The sequence below is a fragment of the Streptomyces sp. NPDC107575 genome (assembly GCF_055657265.1).
The window spans coordinates 926,305-942,677 of sequence record NZ_JBVKBG010000004.1 but is presented as its reverse complement, the minus strand read 5'-3'; the positions used below and the strand labels follow the sequence as shown (position 1 = coordinate 942,677).

The 16,373-nt window shown below is 69.9% G+C and carries 15 protein-coding genes; 8 read left to right on the top strand and 7 right to left on the bottom strand.

Annotated elements, in window-relative coordinates; all coding sequences use genetic code 11:
- Positions 1-34 precede the first annotated feature (34 nt).
- Entirely contained in the window at positions 35-448 is a 414-nt protein-coding gene (locus ACZ7L4_RS23980) for an ATP-binding protein (protein WP_462721330.1), read from the top strand.
- Positions 445-1,488: an RNA polymerase sigma factor SigF gene (locus ACZ7L4_RS23975; RefSeq protein ID WP_472105351.1), complete on the top strand. Its 1,044-nt coding sequence runs from the start codon at positions 445-447 to the stop codon at positions 1,486-1,488. The genes ACZ7L4_RS23980 and ACZ7L4_RS23975 overlap by 4 nt, the downstream gene beginning before the upstream one ends.
- Positions 1,489-1,561: 73 nt before the next feature.
- On the opposite strand, the gene ACZ7L4_RS23970 is transcribed toward ACZ7L4_RS23975, so the two are convergent.
- Positions 1,562-2,005: a hypothetical protein gene (locus ACZ7L4_RS23970; RefSeq protein ID WP_472105349.1), complete on the bottom strand. Its 444-nt coding sequence runs from the start codon at positions 2,003-2,005 to the stop codon at positions 1,562-1,564.
- 126 nt (positions 2,006-2,131) lie between these two features.
- Between ACZ7L4_RS23970 and ACZ7L4_RS23965 the strand changes: the two genes are divergently transcribed.
- Both ACZ7L4_RS23965 and ACZ7L4_RS23960 read left to right on the top strand, forming a co-directional pair.
- The gene (locus ACZ7L4_RS23965; protein ID WP_472105347.1) at positions 2,132-3,100 is read left to right on the top strand and encodes a diacylglycerol/lipid kinase family protein; all 969 of its coding nucleotides are present in this window, start codon (positions 2,132-2,134) and stop codon (positions 3,098-3,100) included.
- A gap of 320 nt (positions 3,101-3,420) precedes the next feature.
- Positions 3,421-3,678, top strand: a complete 258-nt coding sequence (locus ACZ7L4_RS23960; RefSeq protein ID WP_016639615.1) for a WhiB family transcriptional regulator — start codon at positions 3,421-3,423, stop codon at positions 3,676-3,678.
- A gap of 205 nt (positions 3,679-3,883) precedes the next feature.
- Here ACZ7L4_RS23960 and ACZ7L4_RS23955 read toward each other — a convergent pair whose 3' ends face one another.
- Positions 3,884-5,350 carry a sensor histidine kinase gene (locus tag ACZ7L4_RS23955; protein WP_472105663.1) on the bottom strand — a complete coding sequence of 489 codons (1,467 nt, stop codon included), beginning with the start codon at positions 5,348-5,350 and terminating at the stop codon, positions 3,884-3,886.
- A 376-nt stretch (positions 5,351-5,726) separates the two neighbouring features.
- Positions 5,727-6,791 carry an SIS domain-containing protein gene (locus ACZ7L4_RS23950; protein WP_472105345.1) on the bottom strand — a complete coding sequence of 355 codons (1,065 nt, stop codon included), beginning with the start codon at positions 6,789-6,791 and terminating at the stop codon, positions 5,727-5,729.
- A gap of 239 nt (positions 6,792-7,030) precedes the next feature.
- Between ACZ7L4_RS23950 and nagB the strand changes: the two genes are divergently transcribed.
- Entirely contained in the window at positions 7,031-7,816 is a 786-nt protein-coding gene (nagB, locus tag ACZ7L4_RS23945) for a glucosamine-6-phosphate deaminase (RefSeq protein WP_472105343.1), read from the top strand.
- 129 nt (positions 7,817-7,945) lie between these two features.
- On the opposite strand, the gene ACZ7L4_RS23940 is transcribed toward nagB, so the two are convergent.
- The 4 genes from ACZ7L4_RS23940 to ACZ7L4_RS23925 form a co-directional block, all read right to left on the bottom strand.
- The gene (locus ACZ7L4_RS23940; protein WP_472105341.1) at positions 7,946-9,439 is read right to left on the bottom strand and encodes a glycoside hydrolase family 3 protein; all 1,494 of its coding nucleotides are present in this window, start codon (positions 9,437-9,439) and stop codon (positions 7,946-7,948) included.
- Positions 9,440-9,448: 9 nt separating this feature from the next.
- Positions 9,449-10,327 carry a carbohydrate ABC transporter permease gene (locus ACZ7L4_RS23935; RefSeq protein WP_472105339.1) on the bottom strand — a complete coding sequence of 293 codons (879 nt, stop codon included), beginning with the start codon at positions 10,325-10,327 and terminating at the stop codon, positions 9,449-9,451.
- Entirely contained in the window at positions 10,324-11,331 is a 1,008-nt protein-coding gene (locus ACZ7L4_RS23930) for a carbohydrate ABC transporter permease (protein ID WP_472105338.1), read from the bottom strand. Before ACZ7L4_RS23930 ends, ACZ7L4_RS23935 begins: the two co-directional genes overlap by 4 nt.
- Before the next feature lie 97 nt (positions 11,332-11,428).
- Positions 11,429-12,733 carry a sugar ABC transporter substrate-binding protein gene (locus ACZ7L4_RS23925; protein ID WP_472105336.1) on the bottom strand — a complete coding sequence of 435 codons (1,305 nt, stop codon included), beginning with the start codon at positions 12,731-12,733 and terminating at the stop codon, positions 11,429-11,431.
- A gap of 406 nt (positions 12,734-13,139) precedes the next feature.
- Here ACZ7L4_RS23925 and ACZ7L4_RS23920 point away from each other — a divergent pair, with 406 nt between their 5' ends.
- The 3 genes from ACZ7L4_RS23920 to ACZ7L4_RS23910 all read left to right on the top strand — a co-directional run bounded on the left by ACZ7L4_RS23920 (position 13,140) and on the right by ACZ7L4_RS23910 (position 16,332).
- Positions 13,140-13,904: a GntR family transcriptional regulator gene (locus ACZ7L4_RS23920; RefSeq protein WP_472105334.1), complete on the top strand. Its 765-nt coding sequence runs from the start codon at positions 13,140-13,142 to the stop codon at positions 13,902-13,904.
- 114 nt (positions 13,905-14,018) lie between these two features.
- Positions 14,019-16,160 (top strand): carbon starvation CstA family protein, encoded by a 2,142-nt coding sequence (locus tag ACZ7L4_RS23915; RefSeq protein WP_472105332.1) that lies wholly within the window; start codon positions 14,019-14,021, stop codon positions 16,158-16,160.
- Positions 16,129-16,332, top strand: a complete 204-nt coding sequence (locus ACZ7L4_RS23910; protein ID WP_450812504.1) for a YbdD/YjiX family protein — start codon at positions 16,129-16,131, stop codon at positions 16,330-16,332. Before ACZ7L4_RS23915 ends, ACZ7L4_RS23910 begins: the two co-directional genes overlap by 32 nt.
- Positions 16,333-16,373 lie beyond the last annotated feature (41 nt).

Sequence of the window (16,373 nt, the reverse complement as noted above, 5' to 3'; positions counted from 1 at the left end):
GCCCGAAAGTGCTTGTACCACCTTGGAGGTGAGGGTGTCCCAGATCGCAGGCGACCCCGGTAATCAGGACTTCGTGGAAGTCCGACTCCCGGCTGCGGGTGCCTACCTGTCGGTGCTGCGTACGGCGACGGCCGGCCTCGCGGCGCGTTTGGACTTCACCCTCGACGAGATCGAGGACCTGCGCATCGCTGTCGACGAGGCCTGCGCGATCCTGCTTCAGCAGGCCGTCGCGGGCTCCGTGCTCAGCTGCGTGTTCCGGCTGGTCGACGACTCCTTGGAGGTGACGGTCTCCGCGCCGACGACCGACGGCCGGGCCCCTGAGCGCGACACCTTCGCGTGGACGGTGTTGTCGGCCCTCGCGGGCCAGGTCGACTCCACGGTGGCCGAGGACAGGACCGTCTCCATCAGCCTCTACAAGAAGCGCGGCGCGGGCCCCGGCCCGACGTGAGGAACGGGGACGGTCCGGTGCGGGACGACAAGCGCGGCACACGGGATCTCCCGGCCGACGACGCGAGCGGGATGCAGCGGCCGACCACCGGCATCCCCGAGCAGCAGGCCCGGCCACACCCAGAGGACGCTGCGGACACGGCGGACCCGGCGACCGACGCGGCACAGCAGGCAGCGCCGACCCCGGGGGCCGTACTTCGCAGGGGCTCAGGGGGATCGGACGCGCGACGGGCGGGATTGATGAGCGACCACGAGCGACACGGCGAGCAGCACGGCCGGCACGATCCGACGGACCGCAGCGGCGCGCGGGCGATGTTCATCCGGCTGCGCACGCTGAAGGACGGCAGCCCGGAGTACGCGGAGCTGCGCAATCAGCTCGTCCGCATGCACCTGCCGCTCGTCGAGCATCTGGCGCGCCGCTTCCGCAATCGCGGCGAGCCCCTGGACGACCTGACCCAGGTGGCGACGATCGGCCTGATCAAGTCGGTCGACCGTTTCGACCCCGAGCGCGGCGTGGAGTTCTCCACGTACGCGACGCCGACGGTCGTCGGCGAGATCAAGCGGCACTTCCGCGACAAGGGCTGGGCGGTGCGCGTGCCCCGCCGGCTCCAGGAGCTGCGCCTGGCCCTGACGACGGCGACGGCCGAGCTGTCCCAGCTGCACGGCCGCTCCCCCACGGTGCACGAGCTGGCCGAGAAGCTGGCCATCTCCGAGGAGGAGGTCCTGGAGGGCCTGGAGTCGGCCAACGCGTACTCCACGCTGTCCCTGGACGTCCCGGACACGGACGACGAGTCCCCGGCGGTCGCGGACACGCTGGGCGCCGAGGACGAGGCGCTGGAGGGCGTCGAGTACCGCGAGTCCCTCAAGCCGCTCCTGGAGGACCTGCCGCCGCGCGAGAAGCGGATCCTGCTGCTGCGCTTCTTCGGGAACATGACGCAGTCGCAGATCGCCCAGGAGGTCGGCATCTCCCAGATGCACGTCTCCCGTCTGCTGGCCCGCACGCTGGCCCAGCTCCGGGACAGGCTCCTCGTCGAGGAGTGAGCCACGCACGCGAACGAGAAAGGCGCCCGAAGCGGGATCCCGCTTCGGGCGCCTTTCTCGTTCGCACCGCGTGCTACTGGGTGGACCCCGGCGTACGGATGCCCAGGGCGCGCGTGGTCTCCCGGTTGACGAGCAGCACCAGCGCGGCGATCGACACGGCGGCGAGCGCGATGCCGCCCCCGATGGCCATGCTGTCGGCCTGCAGCAGCGTGTAGGCGACCGGCAGCGCCATGATCTGCGTGATGATGGCGGGGCCGCGGCTCCAGCTCTTGCGGGCGAGCAGTCCGCGCGCGGCGAACAGCGGCAGCAGCGCGAGCACGATGAGCGTGACACCGCCGGTGACGGCCTGCTCCGGGTTGTCGGGATGCCCGGCGAGGCCCGCGACGAGCATGTAGGCGCCGCCCACGACGAGCGCGAGTCCTTCGAGCCCGGCCAGGGCCGCGGCGGCGGTCAGCCGGCCGGGACGCGGGGCGTCGTCTTCGTCGGGCTCGGGGGCGGGGTTCTGCTCTGAGGTCACCTTTGCAGCGTAGCCGCCTGCCGACGCCGTCCCGAAGCCCGGACCCCACGCGGAATCCGTGTGAAGCCTCACCCGACGCCCACCTCGGTCTGGGCGCGATCAAGGGCGCTGGGTACGCTGCCTTGCATGCGTGCACTCCTCGTGGTCAATCCGGCGGCAACCACCACCAGCGCGCGCACGCGTGATGTGCTGATCCACGCCCTGGCGAGCGAGATGAAGCTCGAGGCCGTGACCACCGAGTACCGGGGCCACGCGCGCGACCTCGGCCGGCAGGCGGCGGAGAGCAAGGACATCGAGCTGGTCGTCGCCCTCGGCGGCGACGGCACGGTCAACGAGGTCGTGAACGGGCTGCTGCACAACGGGGTCGACCTCGACCGGCTGCCCGGCCTCGCCGTCGTCCCCGGCGGCTCCACGAACGTCTTCGCGCGCGCCCTCGGCCTGCCGAACCACCCCGTGGAGGCCACGGGACAGCTCCTGGACGCCCTGCGCGAGGGCCGGCGGCGCACGGTGGGCCTCGGCCTCGCCTCGGGCACTCCGGGCACGGAGGACGAAGGCGTGCCGTCCCGCTGGTTCACGTTCGCCTCGGGGCTCGGCTTCGACGCGGGTGTGGTCGGCCGGGTCGAGCAGCAGCGGGAGCGCGGCAAGCGTTCGACCCATGCCCTGTACGTGCGACAGGTGGTGCGGCAGTTCCTCGGCGAGGCCGACCGCCGGCACGGCACGATCACGCTCGAACGGCCGGGCGAGGATCCGGTCACCGATCTTGTCGTCTCCATAGTCAGCAACACCTCGCCGTGGTCGTTCCTCGGCAACCGGCCGCTGTATCCGACGCCCCAGGCGTCCTTCGACACCGGCCTTGACGTGCTGGGACTCAAGAAACTCTCCACTCCCGCGGTGGCCCGCTACGGCACTCAGCTGCTGGCTTCGACGCCCGAACGCGGCCCGCACGGAAAGAACGCGGTCACGCTCCACGACCTGACGGACTTCACCTTGCATTCGAAGGCGCCCCTGCCCCTTCAGATGGACGGTGACCACCTGGGACTGCGGACCAGCGTGACGTTCACAGGCGTACGCCGTGCACTGCGTGTGATTGCGTGAGTGGAAGGGACTAAAGTCCTTCATCTCGAACGTTTGGGCTGGCATCCACCCCATGGAAGTACGGCTGTGACCTAGCCGACACCGAGGAATCAAAAAAAACTTTCCGGAAGGGGTTGTATCCGCCGCCGAGGTTTGCGAATCTCTACATGGCGCTCGGGACGGCCCGAAACATCGGCCCCACAGAGAGCCCGAATCCCCTCCCCAAAGCAACGGACATCCGTCGCAGATGTGACGTTCGTCCGGTTCACTTGTTGAGGGATTCGTGAAAGCGTTCACATTCACAAGCAACTTGCACGTAATACCAAGGAGAGGTAGCAGCCATGGACTGGCGTCACAACGCCGTTTGCCGCGAGGAAGACCCCGAGCTCTTCTTCCCCATCGGCAACACCGGTCCTGCGCTGCTGCAGATCGAGGAAGCCAAGGCCGTCTGCCGCCGCTGCCCCGTCATGGAGCAGTGCCTGCAGTGGGCGCTCGAGTCCGGCCAGGACTCCGGCGTCTGGGGTGGCCTCAGCGAGGACGAGCGCCGCGCGATGAAGCGCCGCGCCGCTCGCAACCGGGCCCGTCAGGCCTCCGCCTGATTCCCCACCCCGTTCGAGCCTGAGCCCGGCGGCGCGTACATCGAGTACGCATCTCCCGCCCCCGAGCCGCAGCGCGCAGTACCCCCGATGCTCCCCCAGGCTCAGCCCGGGACATGACCCGAGCAACGCGAGTAATGAGCCCCGGAACCGTTCAACGGTCCCGGGGCTCACTGCTGTTCGGGGCCGGCGCCCCGGCCTCGTACGGCTATTTGCTGCTGCGTACGGGGATGTCGAGGATGACCTGTGTGCCGCGCTCCGGTGCGGGCACCATGTCGAACGTTCCGCCGAGCTCGCCCTCCACCAGGGTGCGTACGATCTGCAGGCCCAGGTTCCCGGCGCGCTTCGGGTCGAAGTTCTCCGGCAGGCCGACGCCGTCGTCCTGGACGGTGACCAGGAGGCGGGCCTCCTTGCTGGTGCCGCCGCGCACGGCCGAGACCTCGACGGTGCCGGTGTCGCCCTGCCGGAAGCCGTGCTCCAGCGCGTTCTGCAGCACCTCGGTGAGGACCATGGACAGCGGCGTCGCCACCTCGGCGTCGAGGATGCCGAAGTGACCGGTGCGCCGGCCGACCACCTGACCCGGTGAGATCTCCGCCACCATGGCGAGCACCCGGTCGGCGATCTCGTCGAACTCCACGCGCTCGTCCAGGTTCTGGGAGAGCGTCTCGTGCACGATCGCGATGGAGCCGACCCGGCGGACCGCCTCCTCCAGGGCCTCGCGGCCCCCGTCCGAACCGATGCGGCGGGCCTGGAGGCGGAGCAGGGCGGCGACCGTCTGGAGGTTGTTCTTCACCCGGTGGTGGATCTCCCGGATGGTCGCGTCCTTGGTGATCAACTCGCGTTCGCGGCGACGCAGTTCGGTGACGTCGCGCAGCAGGACGAGCGAACCGATGCGCGGGCCCTTGGGCTTGAGCGGGATCGCGCGCAGCTGGATCGAGCCCTCCTCGCCCTCGATCTCGAACTCGCGCGGCGCCCAGCCGCTGGCCACCTTGGCGAGCGCCTCGTCCACCGGGCCGCGCGACGGGGCGAGTTCGGCCGTCGTCGTGCCGAGGTGGTGGCCGACCAGATCGGCCTGGAAGCCCAACCGGTGGTACGCGGACAGGGCGTTGGGCGAGGCGTACTGGACCACGCCGTCCGCGTCGAGCCGGATCAGGCCGTCGCCCGCGCGCGGCGAGGCGTCCATGTCGACCTGCTGGTCGGGGAACGGGAACGTACCCGCCGCGATCATCTGTGCGAGGTCGGAGGCCGACTGCAGATAGGTCAGCTCCAGGCGCGAGGGCGTGCGCACGGTGAGCAGGTTGGTGTTGCGCGCGATGACGCCGAGGACCCGGCCCTCCCTGCGTACGGGGATGGACTCCACCCGCACCGGGACCTCCTCGCGCCACTCGGGGTCGCCCTCGCGCACGATGCGGCCCTCGTCGAGCGCGACGTCCAGCATGGGGCGGCGGCCGCGCGGGACGAGGTGGCCGACCATGTCGTCCTGGTAGGACGTCGGGCCGGTGTTGGGCCGCATCTGGGCCACGGAGACGTATCGCGTGCCGTCGTGGGTGGGGACCCACAGGACGAGGTCGGCGAAGGAGAGGTCGGAGAGCAACTGCCACTCCGAGACCAGCAGATGCAGCCACTCGAGATCGGAGTCACCGAGGGCGGTGTGCTGGCGGACGAGATCGTTCATGGAGGGCACGAGCCGAGCTTAACCGCCGGGGCGCGGGGGTCCGAAAAGCTCCGGGGCCCGAAAGCTCCGGGCCCGGAAAGACCGACGGGCCGCGGCGCCGGGGGTCGGGACCCTCAGCCCTTTCCCTGGCACCGCAGCCCTTCAGGTGCACCGGCTTCCAGGTGTGCGGTCCCGGCTGCCGATCGAGGATCCGACGCGGTCAGGGCAGAGAGCGTCGGGTCCTCTGTCCGTCCTCCTGTGCGGGGAGGGCGGAAGCCTCAGTTACGCATTGTGGACTAGACCATTCTCGTCTGTCCATGCGTCTGCAGAGGTTTGTTCTCCGCATCCGCACTTGCCCAACGTACGACCTTCCCCACGAGTGCCGGGCGGATTCGGTTCACCTGGTCTCCGTCACCTTCGCGAGGGCGCGCGGGGCGTCGGGGTCCTGGCCGCGGGCGATGGTCACCTCGTAGGCGAGGAGCTGGAGCGGGAGGATCTCGAGCACCGGCTGGACCTCCTCCGCCACTCCTGCGGTCGGCAGCACGAAACCGGCGGACGCGCGGGCCACCTGGGCCTCGGGGCCGACCACCATCAGATCGGCGCCGCGCCCGCGCAGCCGGTCGAGGACGGGCTGGAGGGCCTCCCCGCCCCGGCCGTCCGTGACCACGGCGATCACCGGGGAGATGTTGTCGACCATGGCGAGCGGTCCGTGCAGCAGGTCGGCGCCGGAGTACGCGAGGGCGGGGATGTAGCTGGTCTCCATCAGCTTGAGGGCGGCTTCCTTGGCGGTCGGATAGCCGTAGCCGCGGGAGGTGATCACCATCCGCCCGGCGAAGCGGTAGCGGGCGGCCAGGGTGCGGACCTCGTCCTGGCGGGCCAGGATCCGGTCGGCGTGGCCGGGCAGCACGGCGGCGGCCGCCCCGTCGCCGCCCCGCAGGCCCTCCACGAAGAGGTACAGGGCGAGCAGCGACGCGGTGTACGTCTTCGTCGCGGGCAGCGCCTTCTCGGGCCCGGCCATGATGTCGATGTGGTGCTCGGAGACGGCGGCCAGCGGGGAGTCCGGGTTGTTGGTCACGGCGAGGGTGATCGCGCCGGCCTCGCGGGCGGCCTTCGTGGAGGCGACCAGGTCGGGCGAGCCGCCGGACTGGCTGACCGTGATCACGAGGACGTCGCGCAGATCGGGGCGGGCGCCGTAGGCCGTCGTGGTGGACATCGAGGCGAGACCGCAGGGCAGACCGAGGCGGATCTCCAGGAGGTACTTGGCGTAGAGCGCGGCGTTGTCGGAGGTGCCGCGGGCGGTGAGCAGGACGAAGCGGGGGGCGCGGTCGGCGACCCGGCGGGCCACGTCCTGGATGCGCGGGGCGCCGTCGGCGAGGAGGCGGCGCAGCACGTCGGGCTGCTCGTGCATCTCCCGCGTCATGATCCGGCCGGGGCGCTCCGGGACGGGCGGAGTGGCGGTCATACGGGCACCTCCGGTGGGGCGACGGGGGCCGGGCCGGAATCGAGGGCCCCTGGCACCTTCCACTGTGGCCGCACCGTGCCCGCGCCGCCTACCGGGCGCTCGAGGTGCCGGGCTCCGGCGCAGCGCCGAGCATGGACGAAGAGGTGTGGTGAAGGGCCTGACCGGCGGGGTCGCGCTCTGTTAGATTGGTCTATACCACATGTCATCCCGTCTCCTCTGACCAGAACGGCAGGCCCAGCGTGGAAGTTGTGATCGTTCCGGACGCCAAGGCAGGTGGCGAGCTGATCGCCGAGGCCATGGCCCAGCTGCTGCGGCGCAAGCCCGACGCACTGCTCGGTGTGGCCACCGGCTCGACCCCGCTGCCCATCTACGAGGCCTTGGCGGCCCAGGTGGACGCCGGCGCGGTCGACGCGTCGAAGGCACGGATCGCCCAGCTCGACGAGTACGTGGGGCTGCCGACCGGGCACCCCGAGTCGTACCGGGCGACGGTGCTGCGGCAGGTCGTCGAGCCGCTCGGGCTGAGCGAGGCGGCGTTCATGGGTCCCGACGGCAGCGCCGCCGACGTGCAGGCCGCCTGCGAGGCGTACGACCGGGCGCTCGTCGAGGCCGGGGGCGTGGACCTGCAGCTGCTCGGGATCGGCACGGACGGGCACATCGGGTTCAACGAGCCGTGTTCCTCGCTCGCCTCGCGGACCCGGATCAAGACGCTGACCGAGCAGACGATCACGGACAACGCGCGGTTCTTCGACGGGGACCTGAGCCAGGTGCCGCGGCATGTGATCACGCAGGGCATCGGGACGATCCTGGAGGCGCGGCACCTGGTGCTGCTCGCCACCGGTGAGGGCAAGGCGGACGCGGTGGCCGCGACCGTCGAGGGCCCGGTCGCCTCCGTGGTGCCGGCCTCCGCGCTGCAGCTGCACCCGCACGCGACCGTCGTGGTCGACGAGGCGGCGGCGTCGAAGCTGAAGCTGGCGGACTACTTCCGGCACACGTACGCCAACAAGCCGGAGTGGCAGGGGCTGTAGGCCCACCAGGACCACGCGACGGTGCCGGTCGCCCCTGTTCGGGGGTGACCGGCACCGTATTTTCAAGCCCCTGCGGCGATTGAGCAGCGGGGGCCGGGGCAGAGCCCCGAGGCCTGGCCATGGACGGCCTCAACCGCCGACGATCACCCCAGCGGCAGCGATTCCGCAGACCCGCGCCGCCCCGTGCGTCGCGATGTGCAGCGCGCCGCGTGGCGGGGCCTGGGGGACGCCCATCTCCACGACGACGGTGTCCGGGCGGGCCGCCAGCAGGTCGTCCAGGGCCCGGGCCATCCACGGGTGCCGGTGCTCGTCGCGGACCACCGCCACCACACGCCGCTCCCCCGCGGCGGCCAGGGCGGCGGACCCCGCGTCGGGGCCGGTGTAGGAGCCGGTGGTGGTGCCGGGCAGCAGGCGTTCGAGCTCGGCGGCGACGCCCCAGGGGGTCTCGTCGCCGACCGCGATGTTGGCGACGGGCGTGAAGGCGGCGACGTGCACGGGTCCCGAGACCGGCGCCACGTTCCCCCCGCGCGTCACCGTGACCGCGCGGCGCGCCGCGTCGAGCCCCACCTCGGGGTTGCCCTCCCGGGTCCCGGTGCGGGCCGACGCCGTCGCCCACTTCGACAGCGCGCGGACCCGCGCCGCCGCGTCCGCGAGCCGTTCCTCCGGCAGCTCGCCGGAGCGCACCGCGCCCACCAGGGCGTCGCGCAGCCGCAGCACCGTGTCGTCGTCGGCGAGCCCGCCGCCCACGCAGATCGCGTCGGCGCCCGCGGCGATGGCGAGGACGCTGCCGCGCTCGATGCCGTACGTCGCGGAGATGGCCTGCATCTCCATGCCGTCCGTGACGATCAGGCCGTCATAGCCGAACTCCTCGCGCAGCAGGCCCGTGAGGATGCGGCGCGACAACGTTGCCGGGTACTCCGGGTCGAGCGCGGGCACCAGGATGTGCGCGCTCATCACGGCCCGCGAGCCCGCCGCGATGGCCGCGCGGAACGGGGCGAGGTCACGGCCGTGCAGCACGTCCAGGCCGACGTCGATGCGCGGCACGTCGTGGTGCGAGTCGACCGCCGTGTCCCCGTGTCCCGGGAAGTGCTTCGCGCAGGCGGCGACGCCGGCGGACTGCAGGCCCTCGACGTACGCGGCGGTGTGCCGGGCCACGAGGGCGGTGTCCGCGCCGAAGGAACGTACGCCGATCACCGGGTTGTCCGGGTTGGCGTTGACGTCGGCGGAGGGCGCCCAGTTGAGGTTGACCCCGCATTCGGCGAGCCGGCGGCCGAGCTCGGCGGCCACGGCGCGGGTGAGCCCCGGGTCGTCGACCGCGCCGAGCGCGTGGTTGCCCGGGAAGGACGAGCCGGTGCGGACCTCGAGGCGGGTGACGTCGCCGCCCTCCTCGTCGATGGCGACCAGGACGTCGTCGCGCTCGGAGCGCAATTGGGCGGTGAGAGCGGCCAGTTGTTCGGCCGTCGCGATATTGCGTCCGAACAGCCCGACCGACGCGAGGCCCTCGCCGAGCCGGCGCAGCAGCCAGTCGGGCGCCGATGTGCCGGTGAAGCCGGGCTGCAGGACGGTCAGGGCGTCGCGCGTCAGAGTGTCGGTTCCACGTGTCAATGTCGACCGGTTTGTCATCGGGGTGCGTTATCCCTTCACGGCGCCGGATGTGAGTCCCGTGGCCATCTTCTTCTGGATGAACATGAAGAAGATCACCACCGGCAGAGCGATCATCGTGGACGCGGCCATCAACGCGCCGTAGTCGGTGCCTCGTTCGGTCGTGAACGTCATCAGCCACACGTTAAGGGTGTACTTCGAGTCCTCGTTCATCAGGATGTACGCGAACAGGTACTCGTTCCACGCGTTGACGAGGGCGAAGATCGAGGAGGCGGCGAGGCCGGGGGCGAGCAGCGGGAAGACGACGCGGCGGAACGCGGCCATGCGCGTACAGCCGTCGACCATCGCCGACTCCTCCAGCTCCACGGGGATGTTGACCACGAAGCCGCGGATCATCACCGTGGCGAAGGGCAGCGTGGAGACGAGGTAGACGACGATGACGCCCCAGTACTCGTTGAGTCCGCCCATCGCGTTGAGCTGGGTGTAGATGGGGATGAGCATCGCGGTCGGCGGCAGCATCTGGACCAGGATCAGCGCCATGAGCAGCGCGCGCCGGCCGGTGAAGCGGAAGCGGCCGATGGCGAGCGCCGCGAGGGTCGCGATGACCATGCCGCCGACGACGGCGGTGATCGAGATGACGAGGCTGGACTGGATCGCGGTGCCGAAGTTCGGCTGCTTCACGGCGCGGGCGAAGTTGTCGAAGGTGATCGACGAGGGCCACAGCGTCTGGTCGTAGGACCGGATCTCGTGGTTGGGGCGCAGGGCCGAGATGATCAGCCAGTAGACCGGGAAGGCCATCACGACGGCGATGACGAGCCCGAGGACGTTGTAGCCGAGCCTGGTCTTCTTGCGGTCGGGGCGCAGGTCGGGGCGCAGCCCCTCCTTGACCGGTGCGGTGGAGGCGCTCATTCGACCTCTCCTGTCTTCATGAGCTGGCGCAGGTAGTACACGGCCACCCCGGAGAGCAGCAGCACGGTGATCAGGGCGATCGCGGTGCCCTGGCTGAAGGACGTCGAGGTGAACGCCTTGGAGAAGGAGTAGAGACCGAGGGTCTCGTAGTCGGGTTCGGGCTTGTTGCCGCGCAGCAGCCAGATCTGCCCGAAGACGTTGAAGTCCCAGATCACCGAGAGCGTGGTGACCATGATGAAGACGGGCTTGATGACCGGCCAGGTGACGAAGCGGAAGACGCCGAAGGCGGTGGCGCCGTCGAGCTGGGCGGCCTCCTCCAGCTCCGCGGGGACCTGGGTGAGGGCCGCGTACAGGGTGATCACGACGAACGGGACGGCGCCCCAGATGACGAGCGCGGCGATGACCGAGAAGCCCTGCAGCGGGTCGAGGAACCAGTTGTGGCCGAGCCAGTCGTCGCCCGCGACCTTGGCGATGAGCGTGTTGATCAGGCCGTAGTCGGAGTCGGCGAGCCAGCGGAAGATCGACGAGGCGACGAGCAGCGGCATCGACCAGGCGGCGATCAGCGCCGTGGTGAGCGTGAGGCGCACCCAGGCCGACAGGCGCATCATCAGCAGCGAGATCAGCAGGCCGATCGCCATGGTGAGCGCGACGCAGACCACCATGAAGACCACCGTGCGGACGGTGACCTGCCAGAACTCGGCATCGCCGAGGATGTTGGTGAACTGGTCGAAGCCGACCCACGGCGGGCTGTCCCCCGTCCACAGTTCGCGGCGCCCCATGTCCTGGAAGGACATGATCACGGTCTTGACCAGGGGGTACGCATAGACAGCGGCCAGCGCGACGATCGCCGGCAGGATCAGGAGGTAAGGGAGCGACGCCCCCTTCTTCCGCGGGGGGCGGCCGGGGCCACGGGGGCCCTTGATGCCCTTGGTGAGCACGTCCCCTTCCGGGGTGCCCGCCGCGAGGGGCGGTGGCCCGGCGGCCTTGGTGTCGGCGGCAGTCACGTGGCTGACCTTTCTCGTTCTCTGCGAAACGGAGAAGAGGGTGGAACGGCGGGGCCGGTCGGTGCCGGCCCCGCCCCTCGCTCCGGAGCCCGAAGGCTCAGGACTCCTTGTTGATCAGCTCGTCGATCTTCGCGTCGGCCGCCTTGGTGGCCGAGGCGACGGACTTGCCCTTGAGGATGTCGAGCAGCATGTTCTTCAGGACCTCCTCCTTCTCGATCGCGGTCCAGCCCGGGGCGATCGGCGTGAACCAGGCGCTCTCCACCGCGTTCGCCGCCGCCTCGGTCTCCTTCTTCTCCTTCAGCGGCTGCAGCTGCTTGGTGTTGCTCGGCAGCACGTTCTTGGAGGTGAGGACGTCCTGGGACTTCTCGCTCGTGAACATGGAGATCCAGTCCTGGGCGAGGTCCGCGTTCTTCGACTTCTGGGTGACGGCGAGGTCGGAGCCGCCGACGAAGGACGGCAGGGTCTTGCCGTTCGGGCCGGGCATGGAGGCGACGGCGATCTTGTCCTTCAGCTTCGGGTTGCCGTTGGCCTTGCCGTCGACGACGGAGCCGGCCTCCCAGCCGTTGCCGTACAGGACGCCGGCCTTCTCGTTGGCCATGACGTTGGCGTGGTCCTGCTCGTCCTTGGTGATGTCGCCCTTGTTGTACTTCTTCACCAGGTCGATGAAGTGCTGGATGCCCTCCTGCGACTTGGCGTCGGAGAGGGCGCCCTTCCACTTCTTGGTGCCGTCGTCGTACGTGGCGATCTGACCGCCGTACGCCTGGACGTAGGACATGGCGGCGTACCAGTAGCGGCCCGGCAGGTAGAGCGAGGAGAAGCGCTTGTCCTTCGCGCCCTGCTTCGCCGTCTCCTTGTCCATCGCCTTGAGGAAGGCCGTCTCGTCGGTGGGCAGCTCGGCGGAGCCGGTGGCCGACTTCAGCAGGTCCTTGTTGTAGATGGCGACGCGCGCGCTGGAGTAGTACGGGACGCAGTACATCTTGCCCTCGAAGGAACAGGTGTCCTTGAGGCCCTTGATCCAGGTGTCGCTGTTGTCGTACTTCTTCGGGTCGATCTCGGCGAGCGCCCCGTTGAGGATGTACTGCATGGTCTCGGTGTTGCCGAGCTCGACGACATCGGGGAACTTGTCGCCGCCCAGGGCGGTGTCGAGCTTCTTGGCCTTGTCCGCCCACTGCTGGTACGAGACGTTGACCTTGACCTTCGGGTACTTCTTCTTGAACTGCGCGTTGACGTCCTTGACCAGGCCGGGCCAGGTGCTCTGCGCGTCCACCATCAGCCAGACCGTGACGGCGCCGGTGCGGTCCTTCGGGGCCTTGCCGGCGTCGCTGCCGCCGTCGCCCCCGCACGCCGCGACCGCGGACATCATGGCCGCGACACCAACGGCCGCTATGAGCTTGCGCTTCATGTCACCCTCCTCAGGGATGCCTGCAACCCCCCACCCACAGCGATGACATACGGCGAGCACACGTCTGCGTACGCGGATCCGGCTGATGGGACTGGGACCTGATCACTAATGGTGTAGACCAGTACGGGGAGCTTGGCCCAGACCAATAGGGCTGTCAAGGGTGGCCGAGAAAGGTCTCCGCGTCCGTTATCGGAACGACACCCGCCAGACGGGGCACGGCCGTTGGGCCCCTCGAGCAACTCCGGCGGGTGGACTAGACCAGATGGTCACCGGGCGGTATAAGAAGGGATCACGGTGCGTGCGAGAAGGCTCAAAGGGAGTTCCTCCGAGCGAGCCGTGCCACGATGTGAGCCGTGGCCGACGGGGACGAATGGTCGCATCGGCACCGGAGCCGGGAAGGCGGAGCATGAGCACCGACGTCAGCAGTGCGGAGAACGAGAGCGGGGCACCCGTCCGCACCGCACGCGTGCCCAAGTACTACCGCCTCAAGAAGCACCTGCTCGACATGACGGAGACGCTGCCGCCCGGCACCCCCGTCCCGCCCGAGCGCACGCTCGCCTCCGAGTTCGACACCTCCCGCACCACCGTCCGCCAGGCGCTCCAGGAGCTCGTCGTCGAGGGCCGGCTCGAGCGGATCCAGGGCAAGGGCACCTTCGTCGCCAAGCCCAAGGTCTCCCAGGCGCTCCAACTCACCTCGTACACCGAGGACATGCGGGCCCAGGGCCTCGAGCCGACCTCGCAGCTGCTCGACATCGGCTACGTCACCGCCGACGAGACGCTCGCCCAACTCCTCGACATCGCCGCGGGCGGCCGCGTCCTGCGCATCGAGCGGCTGCGCCTCGCGAGCGGGGAGCCGATGGCGATCGAGACCACGCACCTGTCGGCGAAGCGCTTCCCGGCGCTGCGCCGCAGCCTCGCCAAGTACACCTCCCTCTACACGGCGCTCGCCGAGGTCTACGACGTGCACCTCGCCGAGGCCGAGGAGACCATCGAGACCTCGCTGGCCACCCCGCGCGAGGCGGGCCTGCTCGGCACGGACGTGGGCCTGCCGATGCTGATGCTCTCCCGCCACTCGATCGACGGTTCGGGCCAGCCGGTGGAGTGGGTGCGCTCGGTGTACCGCGGCGACCGGTACAAGTTCGTCGCGCGCCTGAAGCGGCCCACCGACTAGCTCAACTGCCGTGCCCGGTAACGGAGTAGACGCTTTCCCGCACGCGGTGTAGCGCAGGTCACACCCTCTGGCTTACGGTCCTCCCGTCGTCGCATGGACGGGGAGGACAGACCGGTGCGTACCGCTTCTCCTGGAACCATCATCCTGTGGACCGTGGTCGCCCTAGTGGGCGCGGCCGGCTGGTCCGTACTCGCGCTCTCCCGCGGCGAGGAGGTCTCCGCCGCGTGGATGGTGGCCGCCGCCCTCGGGTCGTACGCCATCGCCTACCGCTTCTACGCGAAGTTCATCGCGAACAAGGTCCTGAAGGTCGACGCGAAGCGGGCCACGCCCGCCGAGCGGCTCAACAACGGCATGGACTTCCACCCCACCGACCGGCGCGTGCTCCTCGGGCACCACTTCGCGGCCATCGCGGGGGCGGGCCCGCTGGTCGGGCCCGTGCTCGCGGCGCAGATGGGGTATCTGCCGGGCACCATCTGGATCATCGTCGGCGTGATCTTCGCGGGCGCGGTGCAGGACATGGTCGTGCTGTTCTTCTCGACGCGGCGCGACGGGCGTTCGCTCGGGCAGATGGCGCGCGAGGAGATCGGCCCGTTCGGCGGGGCCGCCGCGCTGGTCGCCGCCTTCGCCATCATGATCATCCTGCTCGGGGTGCTCGCCCTGGTCGTGGTGAACGCGCTGGCCGAGTCGCCGTGGGGCACCTTCTCCATCGCGATGACCATCCCGATCGCCCTGCTCATGGGCTTCTATCTGCGCGTACTGCGGCCCGGACGGGTGTCCGAGGTCTCGCTGATCGGCGTCGCGCTGCTGCTGATCGCGCTCGTCGCGGGCCGCTGGGTCGCCGAGTCCTCCTGGGCCGACACGTTCACCCTCGCGCCGTCCACGCTCGTCATCTGGATGGTGATCTACGGCTTCGTGGCCTCGGTCCTGCCGGTGTGGATGCTGCTCGCGCCGCGCGACTACCTGTCGACGTTCATGAAGCTGGGCACCATCGGGCTGCTCGCCATCGGCGTCGTCGTCGCGCTGCCGACCATGAAGATGGACGCGGTCACCGACTTCGCCTCGCGCGGCGACGGCCCGGTCTTCGCGGGCTCGCTGTTCCCCTTCGTCTTCATCACCATCGCGTGCGGCGCGCTCTCCGGATTCCACGCGCTGATCTCCTCCGGCACGACGCCGAAGATGATCCAGAAGGAGACGCAGGTCCGGATGATCGGCTACGGCTCCATGCTGATGGAGTCGTCCGTCGCCGTGATGGCGCTGGTCGCCGCGTCGATCATCGACCCCGGCCTGTACTTCGCGATGAACGCGCCCGCCGGCGTCATCGGCGACAGCGTGCAGTCCGCGTCCCAGGCCGTCGCGAACTTCGGGTACTCGATCTCCCCCGCCGAGCTCGCGCAGGCCGCGAAGAACGTCGAGGAGTCGAGCCTGCTGTCCCGTACGGGCGGCGCGCCCACGCTCGCCGTCGGCGTCTCGGAGATCTTCTCGCAGGTGACCGGGGGCGGGCTGCGCTCCTTCTGGTACCACTTCGCGATCATGTTCGAGGCGCTGTTCATCCTGACCGCGCTCGACGCGGGCACCCGCGTGGGCCGCTTCATGCTCCAGGACATGCTCGGCAACGTCTACAAGCCGTTCCGGAACATCAGCTGGAAGCCGGGCCTACTGCTCACCAGCGCCGTCGTCGTCGGCCTGTGGGGCTACTTCCTGTGGGTCGGCGTGCACGAGCCGCTCGGCGGGATCAACCAGCTCTTCCCGATCTTCGGCATCTCCAACCAGCTGCTCGCCGCGGTCGCCCTCGCCGTCTGCACGACGCTGCTCGTGAAGTCCGGGCGGCTCAAGTGGGCCTGGATCACCGGGGTTCCGCTGATCTGGGACACCGTCGTGACGCTGACCGCCAGCTGGCAGAAGGTGTTCTCGTCCGACCCGCGCGTCGGCTTCTTCCAGCAGCGCTCGAACTACCAGGACGCCATCGACGCGGGCAAGATCCTGCCGCCCGCCAAGTCCATGGACGACATGCACACCGTGGTCACCAACTCCACGGTGGACGGCGTCCTTTCGGCGGCGCTCGCGCTCCTGATCGTCGTGGTGGTTCTCGACGCGCTGCGGGTATGCGTGAAGCACGTACGGAACCCGCAGTCGTCGAAGCTGAGCGAGGCGCCGTACGTCGAGTCCACGCTGGTGGCACCGGCCGGGCTCGTCCCCACGCAGAAGGAGAAGGCGGAGGCGCGCGATGCCGGCGTCGGCAGTGCTACGGGTGGCTAGGTATGTCCGCTGGTTCGTCCGGGAGTTGACGGACGAGAGTGCCTACGAGCGGTACGTGGCGCACGTCGGGGAGACCCACCCCGGTGCGCCCGTACCGTCCCGGCGCGAGTTCGAGCGCATGCGGACGGACCGCCAGGAATCGGATCCGCGACAGGGGTTCCGCTGCTGCTGAGCGGGCCTGCGAGTACGTCCGTTATCCGGACGGGGGTTCCA